Origin of the sequence: Bacillus cereus group sp. BfR-BA-01311 (assembly GCF_022664295.1) — a bacterium.
Lineage (GTDB): Bacteria > Bacillota > Bacilli > Bacillales > Bacillaceae_G > Bacillus_A > Bacillus_A cereus.
In genome coordinates this window covers 235384-260531 of record NZ_JAKUHC010000002.1, presented here as the reverse complement: position 1 = coordinate 260531, position 25148 = coordinate 235384, and the positions used below count along the sequence as shown (strand labels likewise).

Genomic DNA, 25148 nt, shown 5'->3' with positions numbered 1-25148 from the left:
TAAATATGCGTATATAAATAGTTTCCTAGCGTGATGCGATGTCATGTATGATTAGTGTAACAACTAGAGGTGAATAAAGGATGTTAACGTTTTTATTTGAGTTAGACAAGAATCTCCCGCAGAAGGATGAGCCACGGTATGATGCTTATTCAAAGGGCTTTATCGAAGGAGATGTAACGATTTGCGCGAGTGACAGCGTATTTTTTCAAAAATCATGTATGAAGGTTGCAGAGCTGGGGATTTATTTAGGTCAGTGGATGGAACAAGTTCAACATGGGCAGAACGTGCCTATGAAATATGAAACGGCTGACCGTGAAGAGGTAATTCTTAGTTTCTTCTACGAAGAGGATCATAATCAATGGAATGTTTTTTCCAGCTGGCAAGAATTTGAACTTCAAGAGCGTATAGCTACTATAACATTAATAGAGAGTGTTCAACGCTATTTGTATGAGTTAAATAAAGAACTGCGCATGATAGAATATCCTGTGACGTTTGATCAGTACTTAAGAGGAGAGCGAATGATGCAGCTCTCTTACAAACGACCGTGTGATAGCAAAGCAGATACGACGCCGATAGAGTTTTATAATGGAAGTGAGCAAGTAGGTATAGTAAGGGGCTATTATAAAAATACGCTGATGAGAGTGCTGGATTTTATTCCGAAAATTGGTAGTAATATTATTTATGAAATAAAGGATAGTAAGGACAATATTCGCGTCATTGCAAAGGATGTAAGTAGGCAGCGCCAAAGAAGGATTTTAGTAACGTACAAAGATAATCATGATGCAGAGCATGAAATACTTGTATGTGACGGAAAGTTATTGGATGCAAATTTCTTATTTACCTTTACATATAAGGCAGAAGAATATGTTGTTCATAAAACTTCATTTGGAATGGGAAAATTATTACGAAAAGGCTATGTAATTGCAGATTGGAATATTCGTCTTGAGGAAGATATGTATTACATTGAGATGAATGTATATGATGAAGATTACATGCAGGATCGATACTTACTATTAGGCGTATTTCATGCGGTTTTATATGGATAATCAATAAGAAATACCGTCATTCTTCTTGGAAAGAATGACGGTATTTTTTTATTTATCCTCAAAAATAAAAATCTCATCAATCGTACTATGTAGTGCCTTCGCTATATCGTGAGCAAGTTGTAAGGAAGGATTGTATTTACCTTTTTCGAGATGACTAATTGTTTCACGTCGCACACTAACGCTCTTCGCTAAATCTTCTTGTGTCATGTTCAATTTTGCGCGGTATTCTTTTATCTTCGTTACGAACGCCATGGTGCATCTTCCATTTCATCAACAGGTTTATCGAAAAAGAACATAGAAAAACCGAATGTAAGAATGAGTGTGCCGAAAATAAGAGCGATATCAATCTCTTGTAGCGTAGAGTTTGGAAATAACATTTCAATAAATATAATGATAGCAGTAGTTAGTAATGTAACGATAAATGCATTGCGACACGATTTATTGACAATTTGTTCAAACAGTTCATCGTGTTGAACTGTTCTATACGATGTGAAAAAGGAGAAGAAACAGAACATAGTAAACAATCCTTTTTCATAAAAAAATCCGAGGAAACCGAAGAAACCGAGAAATCCTAAATATTTTATCCAAGTTGTTTTCATGATAGGTCCTCCTTACGTTGTTAGAAATAAGTCACGTTATGTTACAAATATATCACATTTGGATAGGAATGGTAATAATAGTTTTCCAGTTTGCTTCATAATAATAGTAAAAAGAGGAAATATGCTGCGAAATAAAGAGGATAATATTGTAAAATGGTTGTAAGGAGGGGGAGGAAGAAATGCTAACTTGGATCATGATCGTTGTATTACTTGTAGTGATTACTGTCATTGCGACGGTGTTAATTGGGCGGAATGGTGATGCAAATTATAGCAAAGCGACAAAGGGGAATATTAAACGCTTAACAATGATTTATATTATACTAGCTGTCGTTTTAGTTGTTGGATTAGGGGTGTATATTTATTTTAAAGGTTAAATATACTGAAAAATGTAAAAATCTTAAAATAGAACTATGCTATAATATCAATATAGTTATTTGGTAATTAAGGAAAGGATTGGATGGAATGATTGAAATTACGAATGTGTCAAAAAGTTATAATGGGTCTACCTATGCAGTAAAAGACTTAAGTTTATCTGTACCTAGCGGCGAAATCTTTGGATTTTTAGGACCGAATGGTGCGGGTAAATCAACGACAATTAAGATGATTACTGGTATTCACGGGTTGGATAAAGGGATTATTACGATTAACGGAAAAAATATTATGGAAGAGCCGATGGAAGCGAAGAAGACGTTTGGTTATGTACCAGATAGTCCAGATATGTTTTTACGATTAAAAGGAATTGAATATTTAAACTTTATGGCCGATATGTATGAAGTGCCGAAAGAAGTACGACAAGAACGAATAGAGTCTTTAGCGAAGAAGTTTGATCTTTATAATGCTTTATCTGATCAAATTCAAAGTTATTCGCACGGTATGAGACAAAAAATCGTTATTATTGGTGTGCTCGTACATGAGCCAGATGTATGGATTTTAGATGAACCATTAACTGGGCTTGATCCGAAATCTGCATATATTTTAAAAGAAATGATGAGAGAGCATGCGGATAAAGGAAAGATTGTATTTTTCTCTACACACGTATTAGAAGTAGCGGAAAAAATATGTGACCGGGTTGCTATTATTAATAAGGGGAATTTGCAGTTTAAAGGAAATTTAGATGAAATGAGAGATCATTTTAAATCCAATGAATCACTTGAAAAAATGTTCTTGGAGATGACGGGCAATGAGTAAAATTTGGACGTTAACGAAAGTATTATTGAAATTAAATTATGCAGATTTTATAACAGATAAGAAGAAGCGATGGGCGTATGTATTTTCATTTGCAGCTATTTTATTTGTCGGCTTTTTACTGTTTGGTTCTATCACGCATGCAATGTATGAGGGAATGATACATTTAGGGCAAGATCCAGGAATGATTATCGCAATGGGACTTGCGATTGCGAGTATATGGGTATTTTTAATGAGTATAACGAACATTTTAACTGTATTTTACTACAGCAATGACATTGAAATGTTATTACCATTACCATTAAAACCAGCGCAAATTATTTCGGCAAAATTTTTAACGGTATTAATTACACAATACGTAATGAGTTCATTTATTTTATTACCAATCTTCATTACGTACGGTTTAAAAAGTGGCGCATTTATTACATATTATATATATATGATTTTTATTTACTTACTCTTCCCAATTGTGCCGTTAGTACTAGCTTCGTTACTGATGACAGTTATTATGAGGTATACAAATATAGCGAAAAATAAAGACCGAGGAAATATATTTATTGGAATCGTAAGTATACTATTTATTGTAGGAATTAACGTATTTTTGCAGTGGAAAAATAAAAGTTCGTTTTCTGAAGATGCAATTGCGGATTACCTTGCAAACAACCAGTCTTCTCTTTTAGTACAAATGACAAACTATTTTCCAACTACATATTTTGGAGCAGTAGCATTAGTAGAAAATGCAAATTGGAAGGGACCTTTATATGTAATAATCTTTGCAGTTATTTCATTTGTATTTTTTGTGTTGTTTTATTACATTGCAGAGCGTACATATTTAAAAGGGGTTATTGGACTTTCAACGAGTACAGCAAAAAAAGAAGTCATTTCAGCAGAAGGCTTACAGAAATCTACGGTACAAAGTTCACATTTGAAAGCATATGTGAAAAAAGAATTTAAAACGTTATTCCGTACACCACAATTTTTCTTAAATTGCATTGTACAAACTTTCGTTATGCCAATTATGTTGTTCTTTATTTTATTTGTGCAAGATGGAAACTTAAAGTTTATTACAGAGTATATTAACAATCCAAAGACAACAGGATTTGCAATTGGTGTTGGCCTTTGTGCATCGTTATTTTTAATGGGTAGTAACGTCATTGCAACAACGTCATTTTCGCGAGATGGAAGCTCTTGGTTTGTGAATCGTTATTTACCAGTAAAGGCTTCGGATATCTTTTTTGCGAAAGCAATCACTGCTTGGTTAATTAATGTAATCATTTTAGCAGTATTCGGTATTACGATGGCAGTTGTAGCTGGGATTTCTCCAGTCTTTATGATACTGTGGTTTTTACTAAGTGCGAACGGGTTGTTATTAATTAATTTAATCGGAACACGCTGGGACGCACAAACTGCAGATATTCATTGGGATACAGAGCAGAAATTATTTAAAAGTCGATATACAACTTTGTGGAATTTTTTAGCTAATATTTTAATAGCTTTAATTATTGTGGGGGGAGTAAGTGTATTATACTTCTTCCTTCATGTCGGACTGTGGGTTATGTTTATCGTTTTATTTGTAATGTTTACGATTGTAAATTATATCTTTATTAAAATGTTAAAATTAGGTGCTGAACGTATACTGTCAAATATTCAATAAGAAGATAGATCCTCTGTATTCATGCAGGGGATCTGTGTATAGATGGAGGAGAAAAAGGTGAAGAAAATAGCAATTGTAACAGGGGCAACTCGTCTGAATGGAATTGGTGCAGCTGTATGCAAGGTGCTTGCTCAAAAGGGGATAGATATTTTTTTCACGTACTGGCCAAAGTATGATAAAGCGATGCCATGGGGAATGAGTGATCAAGAACCCTTTTTGCTGAAAAAGGAAATTGAAAGTTACGATGTTCGATGTGAAATGGCAGAAATCAATTTATCGCAGTCTTATTCGCCAACTCGTTTGTTTTATATGGTATCAGAACGGTTAGGTGATCCATCTATTCTAGTTAATAATGCAGTATATTCTACTCATACGAGGATTGAGGAATTAGATGTAGAGCAGTTGGATAAACATTATACAGTTAATGTTCGGGCTACTATGCTATTAAGTTCATTGTTTATAAAACATTATTCACTTAAAACGGGCGGGAGTATTATTAATCTTACTTCAGGACAGTCAGTAGGTCCAATGCCAGATGAACTAGCATATGCAGCAACGAAAGGGGCAATTGAAGCATTTACAAAGTCAGTAGCACCAGTTGCGATGGAGAAGGGGATTACAGTGAATGCTGTAGATCCAGGACCGACGAATACAGGATGGATTACAGAGGAGCTGAAGCATCATTTAGTATGGAAGTTCCCACAAGGTAAAGTAGGAGAACCGGTGGATGCTGCGCGCTTAATTTCTTTTTTAGTAAGTGAAGAAGCGAAATGGGTTACTGGGCAAGTCATTCACTCGAATGGTGGTTATTCATAAAAATATTATGTTAATAAATGTTGAGAAACAAAAAACGAAAGAAAATTTTATTTTTTTGTATAAATAAAATGTCAAGAAAGATAAAAATTTGATAGAAGAGTATATCGTCATATGAAGATAGTAATTCTTAATGTGACAATATACTCTTTTTCTTTTACTTGCGAGTAGAAAAATGAAGTAGAAGAAACTCGAATATTAAAATGAGTTTATCAGTTTTTGTACGTATTATTATGAAGATTACTGTCGGAAAGATGATAATTCGTATGAAAAGGGATTTTTTAAGGGGGAATCGAATCGTAAAGGGGAGGATAAATTATGTAAAACATAGGGGGATTTATATGAAAATGAAAAAGGTCGCTATCGCATCGATAACAATTGGTACAATGCTTACTATGGCAGCTTGTAGTCCTTCAGCAGATAAAGAAACGGAAAAGAAAGAGCAAGTAACTGCGCAAAATGATGGAGAAGCAAAAACGACAAGTGCAGATGAAGCGTCAAAAACAACGAAAGATACTGAAAAAGAAACAAATACTTCTTCAAATGAAAAAACAGATAAGGATGCAAAAAATACGAAAGAATCATCAGGGACAGAAAGTAACGGCAAAACGTCAACTCAAAACGAAAATGTAAAAACAAAAGAAAAAGAGACGACAGGAAAAACGAATGATCAAACGACTAGCGGGAAAACAACAGATCAAAGCACAAGTACAAATTCAGATGGAAAGACAACGAAAGATCCGAAGAAAAGTGTTGCTGTGAAAACGAACGTTAAAGAAGTTGTGGCATTAATTGATAGCTTGGACAAGCAGTTAGCTGCTAATCCAAAATTAGAAACAGTGAATAAGCTTGGTAAACAAATTAATGAAAAGTGGGATGTAATTGAGAAAGAGCTAGAAGCATCACATCCGACGGATTCTAAAACGATCGGTCAAAGTATGTATCCGTTAATTGTAGGAGCGGAGAAAGAAAAAATTGATATTAATAAAATGAAATCTTTAACGACGAAAACGAAAAAAGATTTAAATCAGTTATTGACGAAACTTTCGTAGTTTCAAAAGCCTACTCGTGTGAGTAGGCCTTTTTTGGTTGTTGTAATGTGCACAGTATAACTTATTTATTTTCATTTTCAATTACGATGCGAAAGGAACTGAATGCTTGTTGACTGATATAATCTTCTTCGCTAACTTTATAAGGAAATGGAAAAGCGACGAGTTGCAAATTACTTTCCTGATCCACTGAAGGCAATGTGAAATTAAAGATTTGCCTCGTTTCAGGTGCAACCTTAGTATAAACGACTTTTCTATTGTTAAATATTTCAACTTGTTTCCAATCTTTAAAAGCCACGATTGCGTAAGTCATTTCATCATTTGTTTCATTACCGTTTGATAAAATTAATTGCTTGCCTTCCTTTTCAAAGAAGACAGTTTGTAAGTTCTCTTCACGGTTCGTAACAAATAATGGTTCGTAAAGACCATCTTTTAAAATAGCATCTGGATCTATAAGGGAGAGTTTTATTTTTTCGTTTTCTTTTTGAAGAGGATGCATTGAATATCGCATACTTAGAATATCTTCTAAAATAGCTGCTTTATTTAAGTTATTATCTTTTAATTTGTATTCAGGTTTTTTAATTATTAAAAAGGTTAATTCACTTGCATTAGGAGAAGTGTGTAAAGAGATTTTCGTAGTAATTGAACTGTTTGGTTTCATATCAAAAAAATAGTGTGATATTTCATTAGTAGTATCTTCTATTTTAAAAGGTTTTTGTTCGTAATCTTCTAGAACAATTAATCCATATTTTCGGTTTTCATTAATAGTATGTACGAATGATAATGTTACATTAATTTTATTATCCTCACTAGTAATTGTACTACCATTGTTAATATGTTGGCCTTGATTATCCTTCAATCCGTAAGAAACAGTATTGGTTTGTTGCTCTCGTTTATTTTCTATGGAAGGTGGATGAGGTTGTATGAATGAAGTATTGAACAAAATATAAATTGTAAGTAATGAAATAAGTAAAACACCGCAAATAATATATATTTGTTTCATAAATAGCACCTCAATATATGTAAAATATTAGAGAAAAAAGATATGCAAGATGCATATCTTTTTTCTCTTTCTTACCAGAAAGCTTTTGTTTCGTGATTCACATCATTATAACCACTTAATTTATAGGTATGATTACCGATAGCGTAATCATCTCCATAATAAATGCTTGTGTTGGTCGCTGTAGCACTTACAAATGATGATTTTTTTGCACTATTACTTTTCGTATTCACTAATGAGCCATCGCCATTGAAAGTTCTTGCTTTTGCATAAACATAGTCTTCGGTCGTAGTTGATTTCGATTTAGCAACTGCATATGGGTTACCAAAAAAGGGAGTATATACGCTAATGTTAGAGTCATTCTTAGGTGCAGCTGCAAGAATCAAACTAGGAACACTAGATGTTTTTGTTGATTGAATTGTATCAAAGTCAACTAAAACGGGCTGCTTGTCTACAGTATCGACCTCTGAAGCACTTGCGTTATTAGTAAAACCAAAACCTAAAACCGCTAACCCTAAAGTTGTCACCGATAAAGATTTTTTCATATTCACTAATTTTCCCACCTTTTTAAATTTTTGAGTTCGAACTCAATTCATACAATATATGAAAATTTCGAAACTCTCAATGGTTTATCCCATACTTAACTTTTCTTTTACTTTCGATTCAACATGTCTTCATTTGCAAAAAGCGAATATATCTTCTAATGCTTAGCCAGCAAGGGATACAGGTTTAATTTTATGAAATTCATGTAAATTTAAATCTATTCATGTCAGAATCTCTGTTATTTTTAAGTTCATATGGGAAACTTATTAAAAAAAGGATGGTGACAAAAATGACAATCGATCGAATTTGTACAATTGGACCCGCAAGTAATAATAAAGAAACGTTAGCACAGTTAATAAAGAATGGTATGAAAATTGTTCGACTGAATTTATCGCATGGCACGCATGAAAGTCATAAAGACATCATTCGTTTAGTGAAATCATTAGATGACTCTATTAAATTTTTGGGTGATGTACAAGGACCTAAAATAAGATTAGGTGAAGTGAAGGGAGAGCAAATTACACTTCAGGCAGGAGATTCTTTTATTTTACATACACAACCAGTTACAGGGAGTAATACAGAAGCGAGTGTTGATTATGAAGGAATTGCGAATGATGTAAAAGTAGGCAGTAGAATTTTAATTAATGATGGAGAAGTTGAATTAATTGTTGAAAAGATAAGTACGGATAAAATAGAAACGAAGGTAAAAACAGGTGGCAATATCTCATCTCATAAAGGAGTTAATTTACCAGATGCGGCTGTTCGTTTACCAGCTATTACAGAGAAAGATAAAAAAGATATTCAGTTTCTTTTAGAAGAGAATGTTGATTTTATCGCGTGTTCTTTCGTAAGAAAACCTAGTCATATAAAAGAAATACGAGATTTTATACAACAGTATAAAGAAACGTCACCTAATGTAATTGCAAAAATAGAAACGATGGAAGCAATCGAGAATTTTCAAGATATATGTAAAGAAGCAGATGGAATTATGATTGCAAGGGGCGATTTAGGAGTAGAGTTACCGTATCAATGCATTCCGCTTTTACAGAAAATGATGATTCAGGAATGTAATCGAACGAATACATATGTCATTACAGCAACACAAATGCTTCAATCTATGGTAGATCATTCTATTCCAACAAGGGCAGAGGTGACTGATGTGTTTCAAGCTGTACTGGACGGGACGAATGCAGTTATGCTTTCAGCTGAAAGTGCATCAGGAGAGCATCCAATCGAAAGTGTGAGAACATTACGTCTCGTTTCAGAATTTGCGGAACATGTTAAAAAAGATGGACCTTTTGCGATGAAAGATGTACTGCAATTACTGCGTGAGTCTCTGGATGAGTAATAAATAAAAAGAGGGCGGATATACATCCGTCCTCGTGTTTTTCATTCATACTATTCTTGCTCTTGCTCATCCAAAATCTTTTCAAACGCAGCAGATACTTTATCAAACTCTTCATCATTTTCAATGTATGAAAACTCATTATCTTCTTCTACTTTTAAAAAGAAAATATCAATGTCTTCCTCAGTTTCTGTTTGGATATCTTCAACAAAGGCAACTGCAATATATTCTGCACCTTCGACATCCATCGCTCCAAGTACTTCTACTTCTTGCTCTTCGTTATTCTCATCACTAAGAGTAAACACTTCGCCAACTTCAATATCAGACATATTCATTCTCCTCCTGTTCGACTCTAAAAATAGAGCACTCAAACTGTATACATACTAACATATCTTTCCATGAAAAACCAAATTCATACATAAGAAAAACGACTGATAGTTCTTTTGTATAAGTATCCAGCTAGTAGGAGCATTATTTGTCTGTGCTATATTACTTAATCCATTCAACAATTGTATCCATAGTCTGTCTTGTTTTATCACGCTTTGGCTCTTCTTTACGGTAACCAAAGGCAACCATAACTGATACTTCGAGATTATCGCCTTGTATAATGCCTTCTTGACGAAGTAAAGAATCTACTTCCTCTTTATCAAATCCTTCTATTGGACAAGAATCAATACCGATTTGAGCTGCGCTCGTCATCATATTACCTAAAGCGATATAAGATTGCTTGGATGCCCAATCAAATACAGCGCGATCGGATTGTAATAAGTTAAAATCTGTTTCCTGGAACTTTTTGAAGAATTCATATCTAATTTTTTGAGTGTCTTCAGACAATCCAATAATATCGTTCATCATATATTTAATATACTCTGCATCATAATGCATATCTTTAATGTTTCTTGAAAGAACAATAACAAAATGACTAGCTGTTGCAAGTTGCCCACCAGCGCCCCATGAATACGGTTGTAGTTTTTCTCTTAATTCTTTATTTTGTACGACAATAAATTTCCAAGGCTCATATCCAAAAGAAGAAGGAGATAATCTGCCTGTTTCTAAAATGAATTTGAAATCCTCTTCTGAAATTTTGTGCATAGGATCGAATTCTTTACATGCATGTCTGAAATGAAAAGCCTCCATAATCTTTTCTTTTGTAATTTCGTTTGTATTTGTCATAAAAGTTCCTCTTTTCATGAATTTATTTTTGTAAGTAAATTATATTTTTAAAGTAACATAGATACAAGTACGCACATTTATGTGGTATAGTATCAAAAAAGATACTATTGATAAGGGAAGGGATTTATTATGGATTGTCCAAACGAAAATAATATAAATTACCCATTTTTAAATAAATATTCTTGTCCAGTTGAAGCTATGGTTGAGGTGATTGGAGGGAAATGGAAAGGGGTAATTTTGTATCATTTATTAGATGGTACAAAGCGGTTTAATGAATTAAAAAGATTAAAACCAAATATCACACAAAGAATGTTAACGCTGCAGCTGAGAGAACTTGAAGCTGATGGCATTATACATCGTGAAGTATACCGTGAAGTGCCACCTAAAGTTGAATATTCGTTAACTGAGCTTGGTGAATCACTACGTCCAGTGATTCTATTAATGATGGAATGGGCAACTCATAATATGGAGAAAGTTTTGGAGAGTAGGAATACGAAAAATAATAGTTAAGAGTTGAAATTGGTATAGACGAGTTATGTGAAATAGTTGTAGAAATAAAAGGTGTTTCCATACGTGAAAACACCTTTTATTTCTATGTTTTTTACTTTTTAACTTCAACTGCTGAAGTTGGAAAGTTATTTAAGTTTGCAGTTTGACCATACCAATCAGCATGTTTAAAAACAACACCTTTTCCATATCCGTCAGTTGAAGTACGTTCCCATAGTGTTGTTGAATAACTAGCAGTAGGAGCTGCTGTACGTACAGAAACAATTTGATTTTGCCAACTAGCAGACAAGTTTTTATAACCACTACTTAGAGAAAAATACTCGCTACCTTGATTTGTGCGTTTATAGAAGTCTGTACTACCAGGTCCGCTTCCTCCAACACCAAGGGGAGTGATTGGATTATTCAACCTTTGTTTATCTTTTTCAATAAAAGACTCTAAACTTTCTTTGCTCGAAAATCCATAAGATAACCAGTCTCCATTTTGATTTTGTTTCGGTAGAACTAACGTTATTTTTACGTCTTCCTTTGATGGAGCACTCAATTTGTTAGACGAATCAACAGTCTTTTCATCTACAGTTACATATTCGAAAGAGGAAATCGTATAATTTTTTTCGGTACTAGCTGATACTGATCCCAGTCCTCCAGTTAACGACGAAACAGTTAATAATGCACCTGCTACCAACTTTTTCAGCATGGATTCATCTCCTTAAAACTTAGATTTTTTACATAACTAAAATGTATGTTAATTTGAATGTTTTATAAATGTTTAGAAATTTATAAAATTTAAACAGAATATTCTTTTATTGGTCGGGAGTAAGGAGGGGAATTTAAAAAAGGGTTTACTTAAAAAGTAAACCCTTTTTGCTGACCTATTTCAAAACTCAATGGATGAAAGTTTCATTTTATCCATCTATGAATCATACACTTCTTTTGCATTCGTAGAAGCAGCATCTAATAAAAGGAAAATGGCTGCTATCATATGTAGAAAGATGTCTATATAAGGAAAGAAGGCAACTAGAGTAACGATAATACCGATATAATGAGGGTACGTATTCATGCCTTCTTTTTTAGCTAATAAAATAGTATTGATATGTAAAACAATCAATAGTAGTAAAGGTAACCCATATAGGTTAACAAGACTTGGAAGTACATAATAACAAGGAAATAATAAAAGATGATAGATCCCTGTAGTCCACTTTAGTGCTTGAATGTAGGTTTTCAAAGTGAATCCTCCTAAAACAATTCATATCTATATATTACCAAAAATAATAGGTAATTGGATATTTTTTATTTGTATTTTTAATAGATTATAATAATTTTATGTAAACTAATTGTTAGGTATCTATAAAATAGAAAAACCACCCAAACGAGGGTGGTTCGTATTATAAATAATTACTTAAAGAAGAAATCGGAACCTTCACCTCACTACCTTCCTTCATATTCCGCAACACAACAGTGTTTGTACTAAATTCATCTTCCCCAATAATAAGCACATAAGGGATATTCTCTTTATTGGCATAATTAAGGGCACGTTTTAATTTGCGTCCTGCTAGTTCTAGTTCGACTTTTAAGGAAGTGGTAGAACGTAATTGCTGGGCAATTTGTAAGCATTGTAACTCTGTCCCGAGTGGGATGATAAATAGATCCGCTGTAGATGAGATTGTTTCTTTCTGCGATAGTGCTGTATAAATAACGTCTAAACCGAATGAAATACCGACTGTTGGATAGTTCATATTATCACCACGGAATGCTCCGATAATGTTATCGTAACGGCCGCCGCTACCGATGCTAGATGTAATCGATCTATCTTTTAAAAAGATTTCATATACAGTACCTGTATACATTGTGAGTCCTCGCGCTAAAAACGGATTAAATATCGTATTTTCATTTATTCCGAGAGCGATTAAATATTGCTGTAATTGTTGTAATTCGTTTACTCCATCGGCAACGAGTGGATTATTGAAAGCTTCTTTAAAGTCAGCAATTGTAAGCTGTAGACAAGATAATACAGTATTACATATCGTATCAGCCATTTCTTCAGAAATTCCGCGCTCTAATACATCTTTTCGTACACCATCAATCCCAATCTTTTCGATTTTGTCTAATGACAAAATGACGTCACTCGTTAGCTCAGTAGGGATGTTAATGGCCTGAAGGATACCGTTTAACAATTTTCGGTTATTATATTGGATCGTTACTTCTAAGTTTAACGTTTGGAACAGTTCAAACGCCATACTCATAAGTTCAGCTTCTGCCATGACAGACTCAACACCAACTATATCAACGTCGCATTGTATAAATTCACGAAATCTTCCTTGTTTAATTGGCCCATCTCGAAATACTTTCCCAATCTCATAACGTTTAAAAGGGAGGCGGAGGTTCGGATTCATTGCCACAACCTTTGCGAATGGAATAGTTAAATCGTATCGTAAGGCGAGCTCACGTTTTCCTTGATCCTGAAGTGTATATATTTCTTTTAATATTTCATCGCCACCGCCGTACTTGTAAGACATAAGCTCATACATATTTAACGTCGGCGTTTCTAAAGGTTTGCATCCGTATCGTTCAAACGTATCTTCACAAGCTCTTTTAATTTTATTTCGCAGCACTTGCTCCTCTGGTAAATAGTCTTTCGTTCCTTTTACATTTCTCATTTCCATCATAATCACTCCTTTTTCAAATTAAAAAAAGCTATGCAGGTATAAAAATACCCACATAGCTTTATGAACGCTTCGTGGGTCAACAGGAAAAGCCCTGTACCCACGAAGAAAAATTTTTCTTCGGATACACGGCGTTACGTATGATGATGAAGTTGGAAAGAAGTATTAAAATTTCGCATTACAAATCTCTCCTTAACGTAAGTTTTTCCAAATTATATCAGATGATTTTTGAATTATCAATATTTTTAGTTTTGAAATATACGTGAAGTTATGTAGGAGAAATGGAAAAGGGTGTATAATAAAACTTAATAATATGAAATAACCTTTTAAGGAGATCACTATGAAAAAAGATAAAACAAATGCGATGCGAATATTAGATAAAGAAAAAATTGAATATTCGATGATATCATATGACCCAGAAGATGGGAAAATTGATGGCGTATCAGTAGCCGAGAAAATTGGACGAGAAGTGAGAGAAGTATATAAAACGCTAATCGCTCAAGGAAATAGTAAAAATTATCATGTGTTTATTATTCCGGTAGATGAGGAACTGAATTTAAAAGCTGCCGCAAAAGCAGTAAGTGAAAAGAAAATTGAAATGATTCCTGTAAAAGATATTACGAAAGTTTCAGGATATATTCGCGGCGGTTGTTCACCAGTTGGGATGAAGAAGTTATTTTCAACATGCATTGATGAGAGTGCTCAATCGCTTGAAACGATCATTGTAAGTGGCGGGAAAATTGGCGTGCAAATTGAGCTAAAAGTGGATGACTTGGCGAAAGTGACGAGAGCGCAGTTTGGTGAGATAACGAAATAAATAGTGAGACTTGAAGGGATTTAGAATCCTTTTACAAATGGGAATGAAAAAAAGGGATGTGTGAGACACATTCTTTTTTTATTTGTAGAGAAAAGAATTCATATTAGCATCGGATTTTTAATTTCTATATTAAATTTTATATATTTGAGCACAGTTTTCTTTAAATGCTTTTGAACAAATTATCAAATATGCATTATTGCATAAATAAATTTAAATTTATAAGTTAATATTAAACTACTTTTTAGTTGTAAAGAATATGTTAATAATCTTTATAAGAAAAGGATATTCCTTGTAAAAAGTGAAATTGTTTTGAATGTGAATAAACAAAAAGTTTAGAAGTGATACAGACTGGATAGAGTCTTGTATTAAATAAACAGAAAAGGGGTATGGGTTTCTAAAAGGTTTCGGGGGTTAGAAAGCACTTTTTAGTGAATAGCTTTAAATTATATTTTAAAGGGGAATGGGTATATGAAGTTTCGAAATACAAAGATTGCTATGGTTACACTATCTTCATTTTTTATTTTAGGTTCTGCATCTCTATCATTCACAGATACTATACATGGTGAAGTGGTTCCTGCATCAGCACAGGAGATTATTGTAAAAAATTATGACGATACATATTATAATAACGCAATAGGAAAAACGGGGTTAGAATTAAAGAAGGAATTGCATAATATTATTGATAATCATACAAAGTTATCATACAGTGCGGTTTGGGACGCGTTAAGAGATACTGATGAAGATCCGAATAATAAAAATAATGTGATACTCTTATATACTGGTCGTTCGCAAGGGAAACTTACGAATGGATCAGGAGTAAATAACTGGAACCGAGAGCATGTTTGGGCAAAATCTCACGGTGACTTTGGAACGACTGCAGGACCTGGAACAGATCTACATCATTTAAGAGCGACGGATGTATCTGTAAATAGTTCACGTGGAAATCTAGATTTTGATAACGGTGGTGTAAATCATTCTGAAGCGACAGAATGTAAATATGATAGTGATTCTTGGGAACCTCGTGATAGTGTAAAAGGAGATATTGCTAGAATGCTGTTTTATATGGCTGTTCGTTACGAGGGAGACAACGGCGAAATAGATTTAGAACTAAATGAAAAAGTGAATAACAATAAAGATCCATACATGGGGAAACTATCTGTCTTATTAAAATGGAATGAACAAGACCCGGTCGATGATTTAGAGCGAAAGCGTAATGAAGTGATTTTTACAAAATATCAACATAACCGCAACCCTTTTATTGATCATCCAGAATGGGTAAATAAAATCTGGAACTAAGATTTTTAAAGGTATTATATTTTGATAAAAGGGATTGATCATTATGATCAATCCCTTCTTATATTTTTACTAGAATAAATGATTTTTATAGGACTAGTGAGGGAAATAGAATAGATATTTATATGGAACGATAGTACTTATTTATCTAGTTAAGTATTTAGTAAGGTCCCCACTCAATATTCACCCCAACAATAAGAAAAACAAGTCCAATGATAAACCAAATGAGTGCAAGTGGAGCCATGAAACGAATCCATTTTCCATAAGAAATCCCGCTTGCTGCGAGAACGCCCATTAAAACACCGGAAGTTGGATTTAAGCAGTTTACTACACCTTCTCCGAGCATAACAGCCTGTACTGTAACTTGGCGTGTAATGTGCATGAAATCAGCTAATGGAGCTAATATCGGAATAAAAATAACCGATTCTCCTGTCCCGGATGAAATAAGGAAATGTAATGCAGCACTACTTACGTACATACCGATAACGCCAAATACAGGGCTTTGTCCTTCAAGAGACTGTGCGAGCTGGTTAACGATAGTATCAAGTAATTTGCCTTGTTCTAAAATGACTGAAATACAGCGAGCCATTCCGACGATTAAAGCACCGTAGATAAGATTTTGGCAGCCAGTTAGAAAAGTGGATGCGATATCGTTTGCTTTCATGCCACCTATTATTCCTGCTGTAATTGCTATGAAAATAAAAGTAGCGGTCATTTCTGCGTCCGTCCAATGTAGACGAAAAGCGCCTATTAAAAATGCAATTAATGATAAAGCTGAAACGAGTAAAATTAATTTATGACGTATCGTCCAAGGAACTTCCTTTTTCTCTGCTTCTTTTTCGTTTGAAAGAGCGTTACTTGGAAACCAGTTGTCGCCAAGGATGCTTCCTTTATTCGGTTTTTTCAAGCGCTTTACATACCAATTTATATATAGAATGGTAGCAAGTAAAAAAGATATATAAATTGCTGTGCGTAAACCAATTCCCGAAAACATCGGAAGTTCTGCGATCTTTTGTGAAATGCCTAAAGGTGAGGGGGATAAAATAGTAGCATTAAAACCAGCATAAGTGCCTAAATAAATAATTGCTACACCGACGATAGCGTCCCATTTTAATGTGCGGGCAACGATGATACCGATAGGGATAAAGCCGATAACTGAGTTAACGATAATGCCAGTCGTTCCGAGAATGGAAAAGAGTGCGGCGACAATACATATGAAAAGTAATTGCTGATTACGAAATTTGTTAATAACATGATAGATTAAACCGTCAAGAGCACCTGTTTTTTCAAGAATTGCAATGGCTCCACCTGTAAATAAAATTAGAAAGATAATAGGGGCAGCAAGTGTCATTCCTTTTTCAATAGCGGTAAAAAAAGAAACAAATCCTACAGGTGATTGCGGAACAGAATGATAGCTACCTGGTATTGTTGTTGTAACAGTCCCGTTTGTGACCCTTTTAAATTCTCCAGCAGGAACGAAATAAGTAGCAATGGCGCAAAGTAAGGCAATAAAAAATAGTAGTACGTACGCATCAGGCATTTTAAACTTTGGTTTACTAGGTTGTTTTTTTGCCTCAGTTTGTATTTGCATAAAATCCCTCCTTCTTCACTTGGTTAATTTTTAATATTCTGAATTTAATCTGTGAAATAGATTATAATAAAGGTAGCTTCTTAAGGCAATAGTTTTTGTATCCTTTTCCCGCACGTACAAATTATTGCAATATTAGACAGGGAAACGATAATAAGCCAAGAATATGTTATGTAGAAAGAAAAAGGAAAAGAGGGAACAAGATGTGGAAAACTACTGATCTATGTGATGAATTTGAAAAGGAATTACAAATATGTCGCCAGTCTTTTCGGTCTTTTGGGAAGAAAGAACAATTCCACGGGAAAATTGCAACTGTAAAAGTGAAAGATGATAATGTACTAGTGAAGGAAGGATTGCAAACATTACCAGAAGGAACAGTATTAGTTGTTGATGGCGGAGCGTCTACTAATTGTGCGTTACTTGGTGATAATTTGGCAGCTATTGCGGAAGAAAGAAAGCTAGCAGGAATTATTGTGAATGGGTATGTTCGTGATTCTAGTGAACTAAAGAATATTAATATTGGTATTTTAGCGTTAGGAACGATGCCAAATAGAAGTGTGAAAGAAGGAAAAGGAGAACGAAATATTTCATTGCACTTTGGACAAGTGGATTGGAATCCAAATGAATATGTCTATGCGGATGAAGATGGCGTCATTATTAGTGAAAAGAGTTTACATCGTTAAGAGTTAATAAGTTATTATTCTTAGAAAATAAATCCGATAAAGCATGGACAAAATTCTTTGTCAATAGTAAAATAATACAGAAATTTAAAATTTACAGAATGTATAGGTTTATCGTTTTACGATAACTTAAATGGAAGTAAGTTGTGCCAAGAAAAGTGAATGTTATCACAATGATACGTTCATAAACAAAATTATTTTTCCTATACAAATATAGCCGCGAATAATGCGGGTAGGAGGTGTTGTACATTTTTGTTCGACACTTACAAAAAGAGAGTGTCAATCGCACGCCCTTGAAGGGCCTTTTTTTGTGTAAATGGTAGTAAGGGAGGAAATTTTGGGATGGCAATGTTGAAAAAGTGGCTGCTTACGTCGTTAATGGCAGTGACACTTGTATTTGTTTCTTTTGCGAATACAGTACATATTACGTTTGCTGAAGGAAATACAGCAAAACTTGCAATTATTGGGGAATCACAAAAGGGCATTATGTTATGTCCGAAAGAAGAGCAAATTAAAGATGGGGAAACAGCTTTAAGTTTGCTGCAAAAGGTCATGGGGGACAAAGTAGAATCTGAAACGATGTCGTTTGGAACATATGTAAAAGGCATCGATGGTTTAATGGCCGGGGCTACAAGTGGTTGGACATACGATGTAAATGATACATCTGCACAAGTTGGGGCAGATAGTTATAAATTAGAGTCTGGTGATGTGGTTGTATTCCGTTTTGTTTCAGACTGGAGCAATATGAGCCAGGAAACATTGAAAGAAACGTTAGATAAGTTCGGAACGTGTAAAACAGAAGAAACTAACGGTGGCAAACCAGAAGAACCAAAGACGGATGATCCAAAACAAGAAAAACCAGAAGAACCGAAGACGGATGATCCAAAACAAGAAAAACCAGAAGAACCAAAGACGAATGATCCAAAACAAGAAAAACCAGAAGAACCAAAGACGGATGGTTCAAAACAAGAAAAACCAGATGGTACAAAAACAAATGATGAAAAACCAGAACAACCAAAGCAAGAGAACATTCAAGATCCAAGTGCACAATTAAACGAAGCCATTTCTAAAACATCAGATAAGATGTTACAAGATGGAATTGAAAGTGACTGGGTAGCTGTAGCGCTTTCTCGTTCTGGAAAGAATGTGCCAATTGAGGCAAAATTAAATTATGTTAAGTCAGTAACTGAAAAAGTAGAAAAGCGCATTAATCGTTTTTCAGCGACAGATTTAGCTAGAACAATTATTATGATGAATGCAATGAGTGCAGACCCTAAAAATGTAGGTGGGCATAATTTAGTTCAAAAATTGTATGAGTCAGATAAAGTGAATTCTGTTACAGGTTATGCATTTGCTTTACTTGCATTTGATACGAAGAAGTATGAGATTCCAGTTGAATCAAAATGGAACAGAGTTGCTTTAGTTGAAGCACTGTTAAATAATCAGCATACAGACGGTGGATGGACTTATAATAGTTCAGGTAGTAAAGATAGTGCTAGTAGCGTTGATGTAACAGGTATGGTTTTATCAGCATTAGCTCCTTATCAAGAGCGATCAGATGTGAAACCAGCTATACAAAAAGCTGTTGCATATTTATATAACGAACAGCTGCAAAATGGTGGTTTTTCAGCTGATGGACAAGAAAATTCAAATAGTACTGCGCAAGCAATTATTGGATTATCGCTTGTTAAAGATGTAGATCAAAATCGTCTTCATAAGGCAATGCAAAACCTATTATCATATCAACTTTCAAATGGTGAATTTAAATGGTTACCAAGTGATCAAAATGGTAACGGAATGGCTACAGAACAGGCTCTTTTAGCATTACTTCAATTTAAGGAAATGGGAAAATCTATTTATGATTGGTCTAATGTAGACGCTGGTAATGTAATTAAGCCAAAACCGATTGAAGAGCCAGAAAAGGTCGTTGAACCAGAAAATAATGTAGTAGAAAAAGAAGTTACTGAAGAACCGAAAGAACAAAAACAAGTACAACAAGAAACAAAAGATGAAAATCTAAAAGTAGTTGTAGATAACGAACCGGTTAAGAATAAAAAAATCGGAAACGGTAACAGTCTACCAAAAACAGGAGCATCTTCTCATAGTGCAGCAACAGAAGTAGGTATGGGTGTATTATGTATTGCTTCTGCATATGTATTATGGAGACGTAAAGCAGCTTAACAAAAAATTAGGAGCAATTATTTGCTCCTAATTTTCGTATGAAAGGTGAGAGATAGGATGAGTAAGGTGAAATGGTTCATTTCTTTACTGCTTTCGCTCGGGCTACTTGCCGGATGTGAAGAGGCAGCTGTAAAGCCTGAGAAGAAGGTAGAACCGAAGCAAGAAGAGGTAGCGAAACAAGAAGTACAAAAAGATGAAGCGAAGCCGGAAGAAAAAACAGAAGAAAAGCAAGCTGAATCAGAGCAAAAGCAGCAAGAAGAGCAGAAAGAGAAACAAGAACAAAAAGTAGAAGAGAAGGCGAAAGAGGAAAAGCCGCAGGCACAACCAGAGGTAAAGAAAGAAGAGAAACAACAGGAACAACCGAAAGAACAGCCGGCTGTAAATAAGCAACCAGAGCAGCAACAAGCACAAGAAGAGAAACAACAACCGAAAGCACCAGAAGTAAAAGAAGAAGCAAAGGTTGTGAATCAGCCGAAAGAAACACCGAAGCAGGAGCAAAAAGTTGATCCGAATAAAGCGGAGAAAACGATACCGACTCCGGCAGTACCAAAACCTGAACCACCAAAAACAGATTCAGTACCAGTACCGAAACCACAAGCAAAACAAGTAACAATCTCGGTAAAAGGAAATAACGGATATATAATGGGTGCGAAAAAGATGGATGTACAAGATGGCGATACTGTGTATAAAGTATTACAACGTACAGGATTAGATGTTGATGCAAGCGGATCTAGAGATAGTATTTATGTAAAAGGTATTAATGATTTATATGAAAAAGATATTGCGGATACTAGTGGATGGAAATATCGTGTGAACGGTGCTTTTCCAAACCATAGTGCTGGTGTAGCTACGGTAAAACCAGGAGATACAATTGAGTGGGTATACGTATTACAATAAGAAAGGCATTCGGTAAAGGGCTATGAAAATAAGTTTTTCTTCTTTACATCCTTTTGTGAATTTTTTCTATTATATCGGGGTGATGATACTATGTATGATGTGTCTTCATCCTCTTTTTTTAATTGGAGCAATAGTATTAATTATTATGTTAAATGTGATGCAAGGAAATAGCGAAAAGATAAGAAAGATGCTACCGAGCACAATTGTTTTCTTTTTTATGGTAATTTTATTTAATTCGTTATTAACGCATAGAGGTCGAACTACGTTATTTTGGTTAGGTGATAGCCGTATTAAGCTTGAGGCGATTATGTTTGGAATAGTAATGGGGTTATTACTAGTTGCAGTTATGTTTACGTTTGCGTCATACAATGATATTATTTCCAGTCATAAATTTTTATATTTGTTTTCAAGAATTTCACCGAAAGTTGCATTGTTAACGATGATTACAGTGAGATTTGTTCCTTTGTTTATAAGGCGATTAAAGAAAATCACACTCGTCCAAAAAACGAAAGGTGTGCAGGTAGATTCAGGTTCGATAATAGAACGCGTCAAAAATGGTATGCAATTGCTGCAAGTATTATTAATTTGTTCATTAGAAGATGCACTGCAAACGGCAGATTCTATGCAAGCTCGTGGATTTGGTGTAACGAAGCGTACGACGTATATTCGCTATAGAATGGAAAGGCGTGATTGGTATACGCTCAATTATTTAATCATTTTATTTATAGCTGCTATTGTATGTAGTAATTATGGCGGAGGGAAATTGATTATTTATCCGAAAGTCGAATCTATTTTATTCCAGCAATACGATGGAATGATGTTTGTATTATTTACACTGTTTATTAGTTTACCAATTATGATGGAAGGAAGGGAATGGATATGGTGGCGCATGCAGAAATAAACAATTTATCATTTGTATATGCTGATGAAAATAAAAAAGCGTTACAGCATATTTCTCTTTCTGTTCAAAAAGGTGAGTTTATTGCACTTGCTGGAGGATCGGGATCTGGGAAGACGACGTTATTAAAACATTTTAAAAAGGAGTTACTTCCAATTGGTACGCGTTCTGGAGAGATATTTTATGAGGGTGTTTTAATAGAGGAAGTAGCTGATTTGTTATCTGCCCAAGAAATTGGGATGGTATTTCAAAACCCAGAAAACCAGATTGTTATGGATACAGTGATTCAAGAATTAGCATTTTCTTTAGAAAATATCGGATTACCATCACATATTATTCAAAAAAGAATAGCAGAGCTTATTAGCTTTTTAGGATTTCAAGATTTATTGCATCAATCTGTTCACACGTTATCTGGTGGGCAGAAGCAGCTTGTCAATTTAGCTGCGGTATTAGTTATGCAGCCGAAATTGCTATTATTAGATGAACCGACAGCGCAGTTAGATCCAATCGCTGCAAAAGAGTTTTTAGGATTATTAAAACGGATTAATGAAGAACTTGGAATTACGATTATTTTAAGTGAACATCGTTTAGATGAAGTTATCCCGCTTGCAACACGCGTTGTTTGTATGGATAATGGCCGTATTATGTATGATGGTAGTCCTAAAATTGTTATTATGGATATGTGGGGAGTAGAAACATTCCGTCCATTTATTCCGCAAATTCCAAGGCTATTTTTAGAGTGGAATGTGAGGGATATTCCGTTTACAGTGCGAGAGGCGCAAATGAAAATGAATGATTTTGCAGCGATATCATATATAAATGAGCCAATAGCACAAAGTGAAAAGCAAGAGGTAATTTTAAGCGCAGAGCATATTTCGTTCCAATATGAAAAAAATAGTCCGATTATTTTACGTGATTTATCAGTTTCGATTGAAAAAGGAAAATGGGTAGCGCTCGTTGGGAAGAACGGTACAGGTAAGTCTACACTGTTAACGATTTTAGCAGGATTACAAAAAGCGAGAAGAGGAAAAGTAAAGTGGAACGGAAAAGTGATACATAAAATCGATTCGAAAGAACGGTTTAAAAGTATTGGGTATGTATCGCAGCATCCGTATTACCATTTTACATTTGATACAGTATGGGACGAGGTTTATGAACGTGCGCGTGAATTATATGGAGAACAAGGAAAAGAAATAGCAGAAGATACGCTAAAACAGTTTTGGTTGTACTCGCTTAAAGAACGCCATCCGCATGATTGTAGCGGAGGAGAGCAACAATTACTTGCGTTATGTACAACGTTATTATCAAAGCCAACGTTATTATTACTTGATGAACCGACAAAGGGATTGGATCCATGGAAGAAAGAAAGAGTAGGAGAACTATTTAGGAAGCTGCAAAAAGAAGGTACAACAATTGTAATGGCAACGCATGATATTGAGTTTGCAGCGAAATACGTGGATCAATGTATGATGTTATTTGATGGAACAGTCATTATGAATGATGCACCGAAAGAATTTTTTAGCGGCAACTTCTTTTATACAACATCTATTAATCGATTCATTCGAAAAGAATTGCCATATGCATTAACGTGGGAGGATGTGTACGAAGCTTGTCCAAACAATATGTTGCATTCATAATATGTATCTTTGCAGTAATAATCGGCACATTACTCTTTACGACACTTGTCATGGACGGTTATTACATGTTAAGTAGTTTGTTTCTATTAGCGGTTATTATGTTACCTTTCTATATCCGTTTTGAAAGAAAGGCGTTTGTTTCACGTGAAATTGTTCTCGTTGCTGTATTAGCGGCAATTGCAGCAGTAAGCCGGGTGCCATTTTCTATTTTACCAAGTGTACAACCAACTTCTTTTGTCATTATCGTTTCTGCAATTGTATTTGGAAGTGAAACTGGTTTTATGATTGGTGCTACAGCAGCAATCGTATCTAATATTTTTTTAGGACAAGGTCCATGGACACCGTGGCAAATGTTTTCGTGGGGCATGATTGGTTTTATAGCAGGTTTACTTCGTAATACATTTTTTATGAAAAAGCTATGGGGGAGACTTCTTTACGGAGTAATTGTTGGCTTTTTATTTGGCTGGATTATGAATTTCTGGGGCCTTCTCGGTTTTATACGAGAAGCAACATGGGAAACTGTCATTTCGTATTATATCGCAAGTTTTTACTTTGATTTGAGCCATGCGATTTCGAATGTTATTTTCTTATTACTATTTAGTACTTCATGGATTACGATTCTTACAAGATTTAAAAAGAAATACGGTATATTAGATGAGCATAACGTGACATAGAAAAGCATACTCATATAAGGTAGGGTCGCGACTTACATATTCGTTTGCCTCTTTCATGCTTCTTACATAATGTAAGGAGCATTTTTTTGTCAAAAAATCGATTCAATATGCATCCGCTATTATATAAAATTATTTGTATAATTGTAGGTGAGAACTTTTTTCAAAAGGGAGGTGTATAGTTAATGAAGTTAGTTATTCCGAAGCAACATGGTGCATGGGCCATGCTTGTTATTCCTTTTTTATTAAGTGTCATACTTGGGAAACCTACTATTTATCATATTCCATTGTTTTTAGCGTGGTTCTTTATCTATTTAGCTACGTACCCATTTCTTACGTACATAAAGCAAAGACGAAAAAAAGAGTTTTTACAAGTTGCCATTATTTATTTTATTATTGCGTTCCTATTTGGGATGATTTCTTTATTATATGAGTGGCGAATTCTTTTATTCGTAATAGTAATGATTCCATTATTTATAGTGAATATGTATTACGCTCGTCAAAAAAATGAAAGAGCACTATTAAATGATATTTGTGCGATTATTGTGTTTTGTATCGGTGGGTTAATTAGTTATTACTTTTCAATGAAGCAAATCGATCATACAGCATTATTCATTGCGCTTATTTCATTTTTATACTTTTTAGGTAGTACGTTCTATGTGAAAACGATGATTCGTGAAAAAAATAACCCGAAGTATCGTCTTATATCTTGGGGATATCATATCGTATTAACGATAATCATATTTGTGATTAATCCGTGGTGTTCTCTTATTTTTATACCAAGTGTCATTCGAGCAATTGTGTTGTATGGCAAAAAAATTTCTATTATAAAAGTAGGAATTTTAGAAATTGCTAATTCTGTATATTTTTTAATCATAACGGCAATAATTATGAAGTATGCCATTTGAAAAA

At 34.4% G+C, this 25148-nt stretch carries 27 protein-coding genes; 17 read left to right on the top strand and 10 right to left on the bottom strand.

Going from position 1 to position 25148, the window contains the following annotated elements; all coding sequences use genetic code 11:
• The first annotated feature begins 80 nt into the window (after positions 1–80).
• On the top strand, positions 81–1046 hold the full coding sequence (locus MR136_RS06485; RefSeq protein WP_242259292.1) for a tubby C-terminal domain-like protein: 966 nt from the start codon (positions 81–83) through the stop codon (positions 1044–1046).
• Positions 1047–1094: 48 nt separating this feature from the next.
• Here the strand turns inward: MR136_RS06485 and MR136_RS06480 are convergent, their stop codons facing one another.
• Positions 1095–1298, bottom strand: coding sequence for a helix-turn-helix transcriptional regulator (locus MR136_RS06480; protein ID WP_000896308.1), 204 nt, complete (start codon positions 1296–1298; stop codon positions 1095–1097).
• Positions 1286–1645, bottom strand: a complete 360-nt coding sequence (locus MR136_RS06475; protein ID WP_061457491.1) for a DUF3796 domain-containing protein — start codon at positions 1643–1645, stop codon at positions 1286–1288. Before MR136_RS06475 ends, MR136_RS06480 begins: the two co-directional genes overlap by 13 nt.
• 179 nt (positions 1646–1824) lie before the next feature.
• Between MR136_RS06475 and MR136_RS06470 the strand changes: the two genes are divergently transcribed.
• From MR136_RS06470 to MR136_RS06450, 5 genes are all read left to right on the top strand, one after another.
• Complete coding sequence (locus MR136_RS06470; protein ID WP_000958863.1) at positions 1825–2019, top strand: hypothetical protein; 195 nt, start codon at positions 1825–1827, stop codon at positions 2017–2019.
• A gap of 88 nt (positions 2020–2107) precedes the next feature.
• Positions 2108–2833 (top strand): ABC transporter ATP-binding protein, encoded by a 726-nt coding sequence (locus MR136_RS06465; protein WP_017673887.1) that lies wholly within the window; start codon positions 2108–2110, stop codon positions 2831–2833.
• The gene (locus MR136_RS06460; RefSeq protein WP_000036870.1) at positions 2826–4484 is read left to right on the top strand and encodes a putative ABC transporter permease subunit; all 1659 of its coding nucleotides are present in this window, start codon (positions 2826–2828) and stop codon (positions 4482–4484) included. The genes MR136_RS06465 and MR136_RS06460 overlap by 8 nt, the downstream gene beginning before the upstream one ends.
• Before the next feature lie 57 nt (positions 4485–4541).
• Positions 4542–5300, top strand: coding sequence for an SDR family oxidoreductase (locus MR136_RS06455; protein ID WP_002178542.1), 759 nt, complete (start codon positions 4542–4544; stop codon positions 5298–5300).
• A gap of 338 nt (positions 5301–5638) precedes the next feature.
• Positions 5639–6349: a hypothetical protein gene (locus MR136_RS06450; RefSeq protein WP_000782543.1), complete on the top strand. Its 711-nt coding sequence runs from the start codon at positions 5639–5641 to the stop codon at positions 6347–6349.
• A gap of 61 nt (positions 6350–6410) precedes the next feature.
• Here MR136_RS06450 and MR136_RS06445 read toward each other — a convergent pair whose 3' ends face one another.
• Together MR136_RS06445 and MR136_RS06440 are read right to left on the bottom strand one after the other, a co-directional pair.
• Positions 6411–7349, bottom strand: a complete 939-nt coding sequence (locus MR136_RS06445; protein WP_017673888.1) for a hypothetical protein — start codon at positions 7347–7349, stop codon at positions 6411–6413.
• A gap of 71 nt (positions 7350–7420) precedes the next feature.
• Positions 7421–7897 (bottom strand): hypothetical protein, encoded by a 477-nt coding sequence (locus tag MR136_RS06440; protein WP_017673889.1) that lies wholly within the window; start codon positions 7895–7897, stop codon positions 7421–7423.
• Between the two features lie 281 nt (positions 7898–8178).
• On the opposite strand from MR136_RS06440, the gene MR136_RS06435 reads away from it, so the two are divergent.
• Complete coding sequence (locus tag MR136_RS06435) at positions 8179–9237, top strand: pyruvate kinase (RefSeq protein ID WP_000151079.1); 1059 nt, start codon at positions 8179–8181, stop codon at positions 9235–9237.
• Between the two features lie 50 nt (positions 9238–9287).
• Here MR136_RS06435 and MR136_RS06430 read toward each other — a convergent pair whose 3' ends face one another.
• Together MR136_RS06430 and MR136_RS06425 are read right to left on the bottom strand one after the other, a co-directional pair.
• On the bottom strand, positions 9288–9569 hold the full coding sequence (locus MR136_RS06430; RefSeq protein WP_002005464.1) for a DUF1292 domain-containing protein: 282 nt from the start codon (positions 9567–9569) through the stop codon (positions 9288–9290).
• A 154-nt stretch (positions 9570–9723) separates the two neighbouring features.
• Complete coding sequence (locus MR136_RS06425; protein WP_017673890.1) at positions 9724–10407, bottom strand: NAD(P)H-dependent oxidoreductase; 684 nt, start codon at positions 10405–10407, stop codon at positions 9724–9726.
• 129 nt (positions 10408–10536) lie between these two features.
• On the opposite strand from MR136_RS06425, the gene MR136_RS06420 reads away from it, so the two are divergent.
• A complete protein-coding gene (locus MR136_RS06420) occupies positions 10537–10917 on the top strand; it encodes a winged helix-turn-helix transcriptional regulator (RefSeq protein ID WP_000340581.1) in 381 nt (126 codons plus the stop codon).
• Positions 10918–11008: 91 nt separating this feature from the next.
• Here MR136_RS06420 and MR136_RS06415 read toward each other — a convergent pair whose 3' ends face one another.
• The 3 genes from MR136_RS06415 to MR136_RS06405 all read right to left on the bottom strand — a co-directional run bounded on the left by MR136_RS06415 (position 11009) and on the right by MR136_RS06405 (position 13574).
• Entirely contained in the window at positions 11009–11608 is a 600-nt protein-coding gene (locus MR136_RS06415) for a hypothetical protein (RefSeq protein WP_000914423.1), read from the bottom strand.
• 216 nt (positions 11609–11824) lie between these two features.
• A complete protein-coding gene (locus tag MR136_RS06410) occupies positions 11825–12136 on the bottom strand; it encodes a hypothetical protein (RefSeq protein WP_000860707.1) in 312 nt (103 codons plus the stop codon).
• 160 nt (positions 12137–12296) lie between these two features.
• A complete protein-coding gene (locus tag MR136_RS06405; protein ID WP_017673891.1) occupies positions 12297–13574 on the bottom strand; it encodes a histidine--tRNA ligase in 1278 nt (425 codons plus the stop codon).
• A 340-nt stretch (positions 13575–13914) separates the two neighbouring features.
• Here MR136_RS06405 and ybaK point away from each other — a divergent pair, with 340 nt between their 5' ends.
• Both ybaK and MR136_RS06395 read left to right on the top strand, forming a co-directional pair.
• Positions 13915–14391, top strand: a complete 477-nt coding sequence (ybaK, locus tag MR136_RS06400; protein WP_000710847.1) for a Cys-tRNA(Pro) deacylase — start codon at positions 13915–13917, stop codon at positions 14389–14391.
• 468 nt (positions 14392–14859) lie between these two features.
• Positions 14860–15687, top strand: coding sequence for an endonuclease I family protein (locus MR136_RS06395; RefSeq protein WP_000672192.1), 828 nt, complete (start codon positions 14860–14862; stop codon positions 15685–15687).
• Between the two features lie 157 nt (positions 15688–15844).
• Here MR136_RS06395 and MR136_RS06390 read toward each other — a convergent pair whose 3' ends face one another.
• Positions 15845–17275, bottom strand: coding sequence for a YfcC family protein (locus MR136_RS06390; protein ID WP_061457490.1), 1431 nt, complete (start codon positions 17273–17275; stop codon positions 15845–15847).
• Between the two features lie 200 nt (positions 17276–17475).
• Between MR136_RS06390 and rraA the strand changes: the two genes are divergently transcribed.
• The 7 genes from rraA (at position 17476) to MR136_RS06355 (ending at position 25144) form a co-directional block, all read left to right on the top strand.
• Complete coding sequence (rraA, locus tag MR136_RS06385) at positions 17476–17955, top strand: ribonuclease E activity regulator RraA (protein ID WP_000266037.1); 480 nt, start codon at positions 17476–17478, stop codon at positions 17953–17955.
• A 339-nt stretch (positions 17956–18294) separates the two neighbouring features.
• Positions 18295–20133: a DUF4430 domain-containing protein gene (locus tag MR136_RS06380; RefSeq protein WP_061457489.1), complete on the top strand. Its 1839-nt coding sequence runs from the start codon at positions 18295–18297 to the stop codon at positions 20131–20133.
• Positions 20134–20190: 57 nt separating this feature from the next.
• Positions 20191–21030, top strand: coding sequence for a DUF4430 domain-containing protein (locus MR136_RS06375; RefSeq protein ID WP_061457488.1), 840 nt, complete (start codon positions 20191–20193; stop codon positions 21028–21030).
• Between the two features lie 22 nt (positions 21031–21052).
• Positions 21053–21931, top strand: a complete 879-nt coding sequence (locus MR136_RS06370) for an energy-coupling factor transporter transmembrane component T (RefSeq protein ID WP_031312309.1) — start codon at positions 21053–21055, stop codon at positions 21929–21931.
• Positions 21904–23565: an ABC transporter ATP-binding protein gene (locus MR136_RS06365; RefSeq protein ID WP_061457487.1), complete on the top strand. Its 1662-nt coding sequence runs from the start codon at positions 21904–21906 to the stop codon at positions 23563–23565. The genes MR136_RS06370 and MR136_RS06365 overlap by 28 nt, the downstream gene beginning before the upstream one ends.
• Positions 23538–24239 (top strand): ECF transporter S component, encoded by a 702-nt coding sequence (locus MR136_RS06360; protein WP_000043896.1) that lies wholly within the window; start codon positions 23538–23540, stop codon positions 24237–24239. Before MR136_RS06365 ends, MR136_RS06360 begins: the two co-directional genes overlap by 28 nt.
• A 182-nt stretch (positions 24240–24421) precedes the next feature.
• Positions 24422–25144: a YwiC-like family protein gene (locus MR136_RS06355; protein ID WP_061457486.1), complete on the top strand. Its 723-nt coding sequence runs from the start codon at positions 24422–24424 to the stop codon at positions 25142–25144.
• Positions 25145–25148 lie beyond the last annotated feature (4 nt).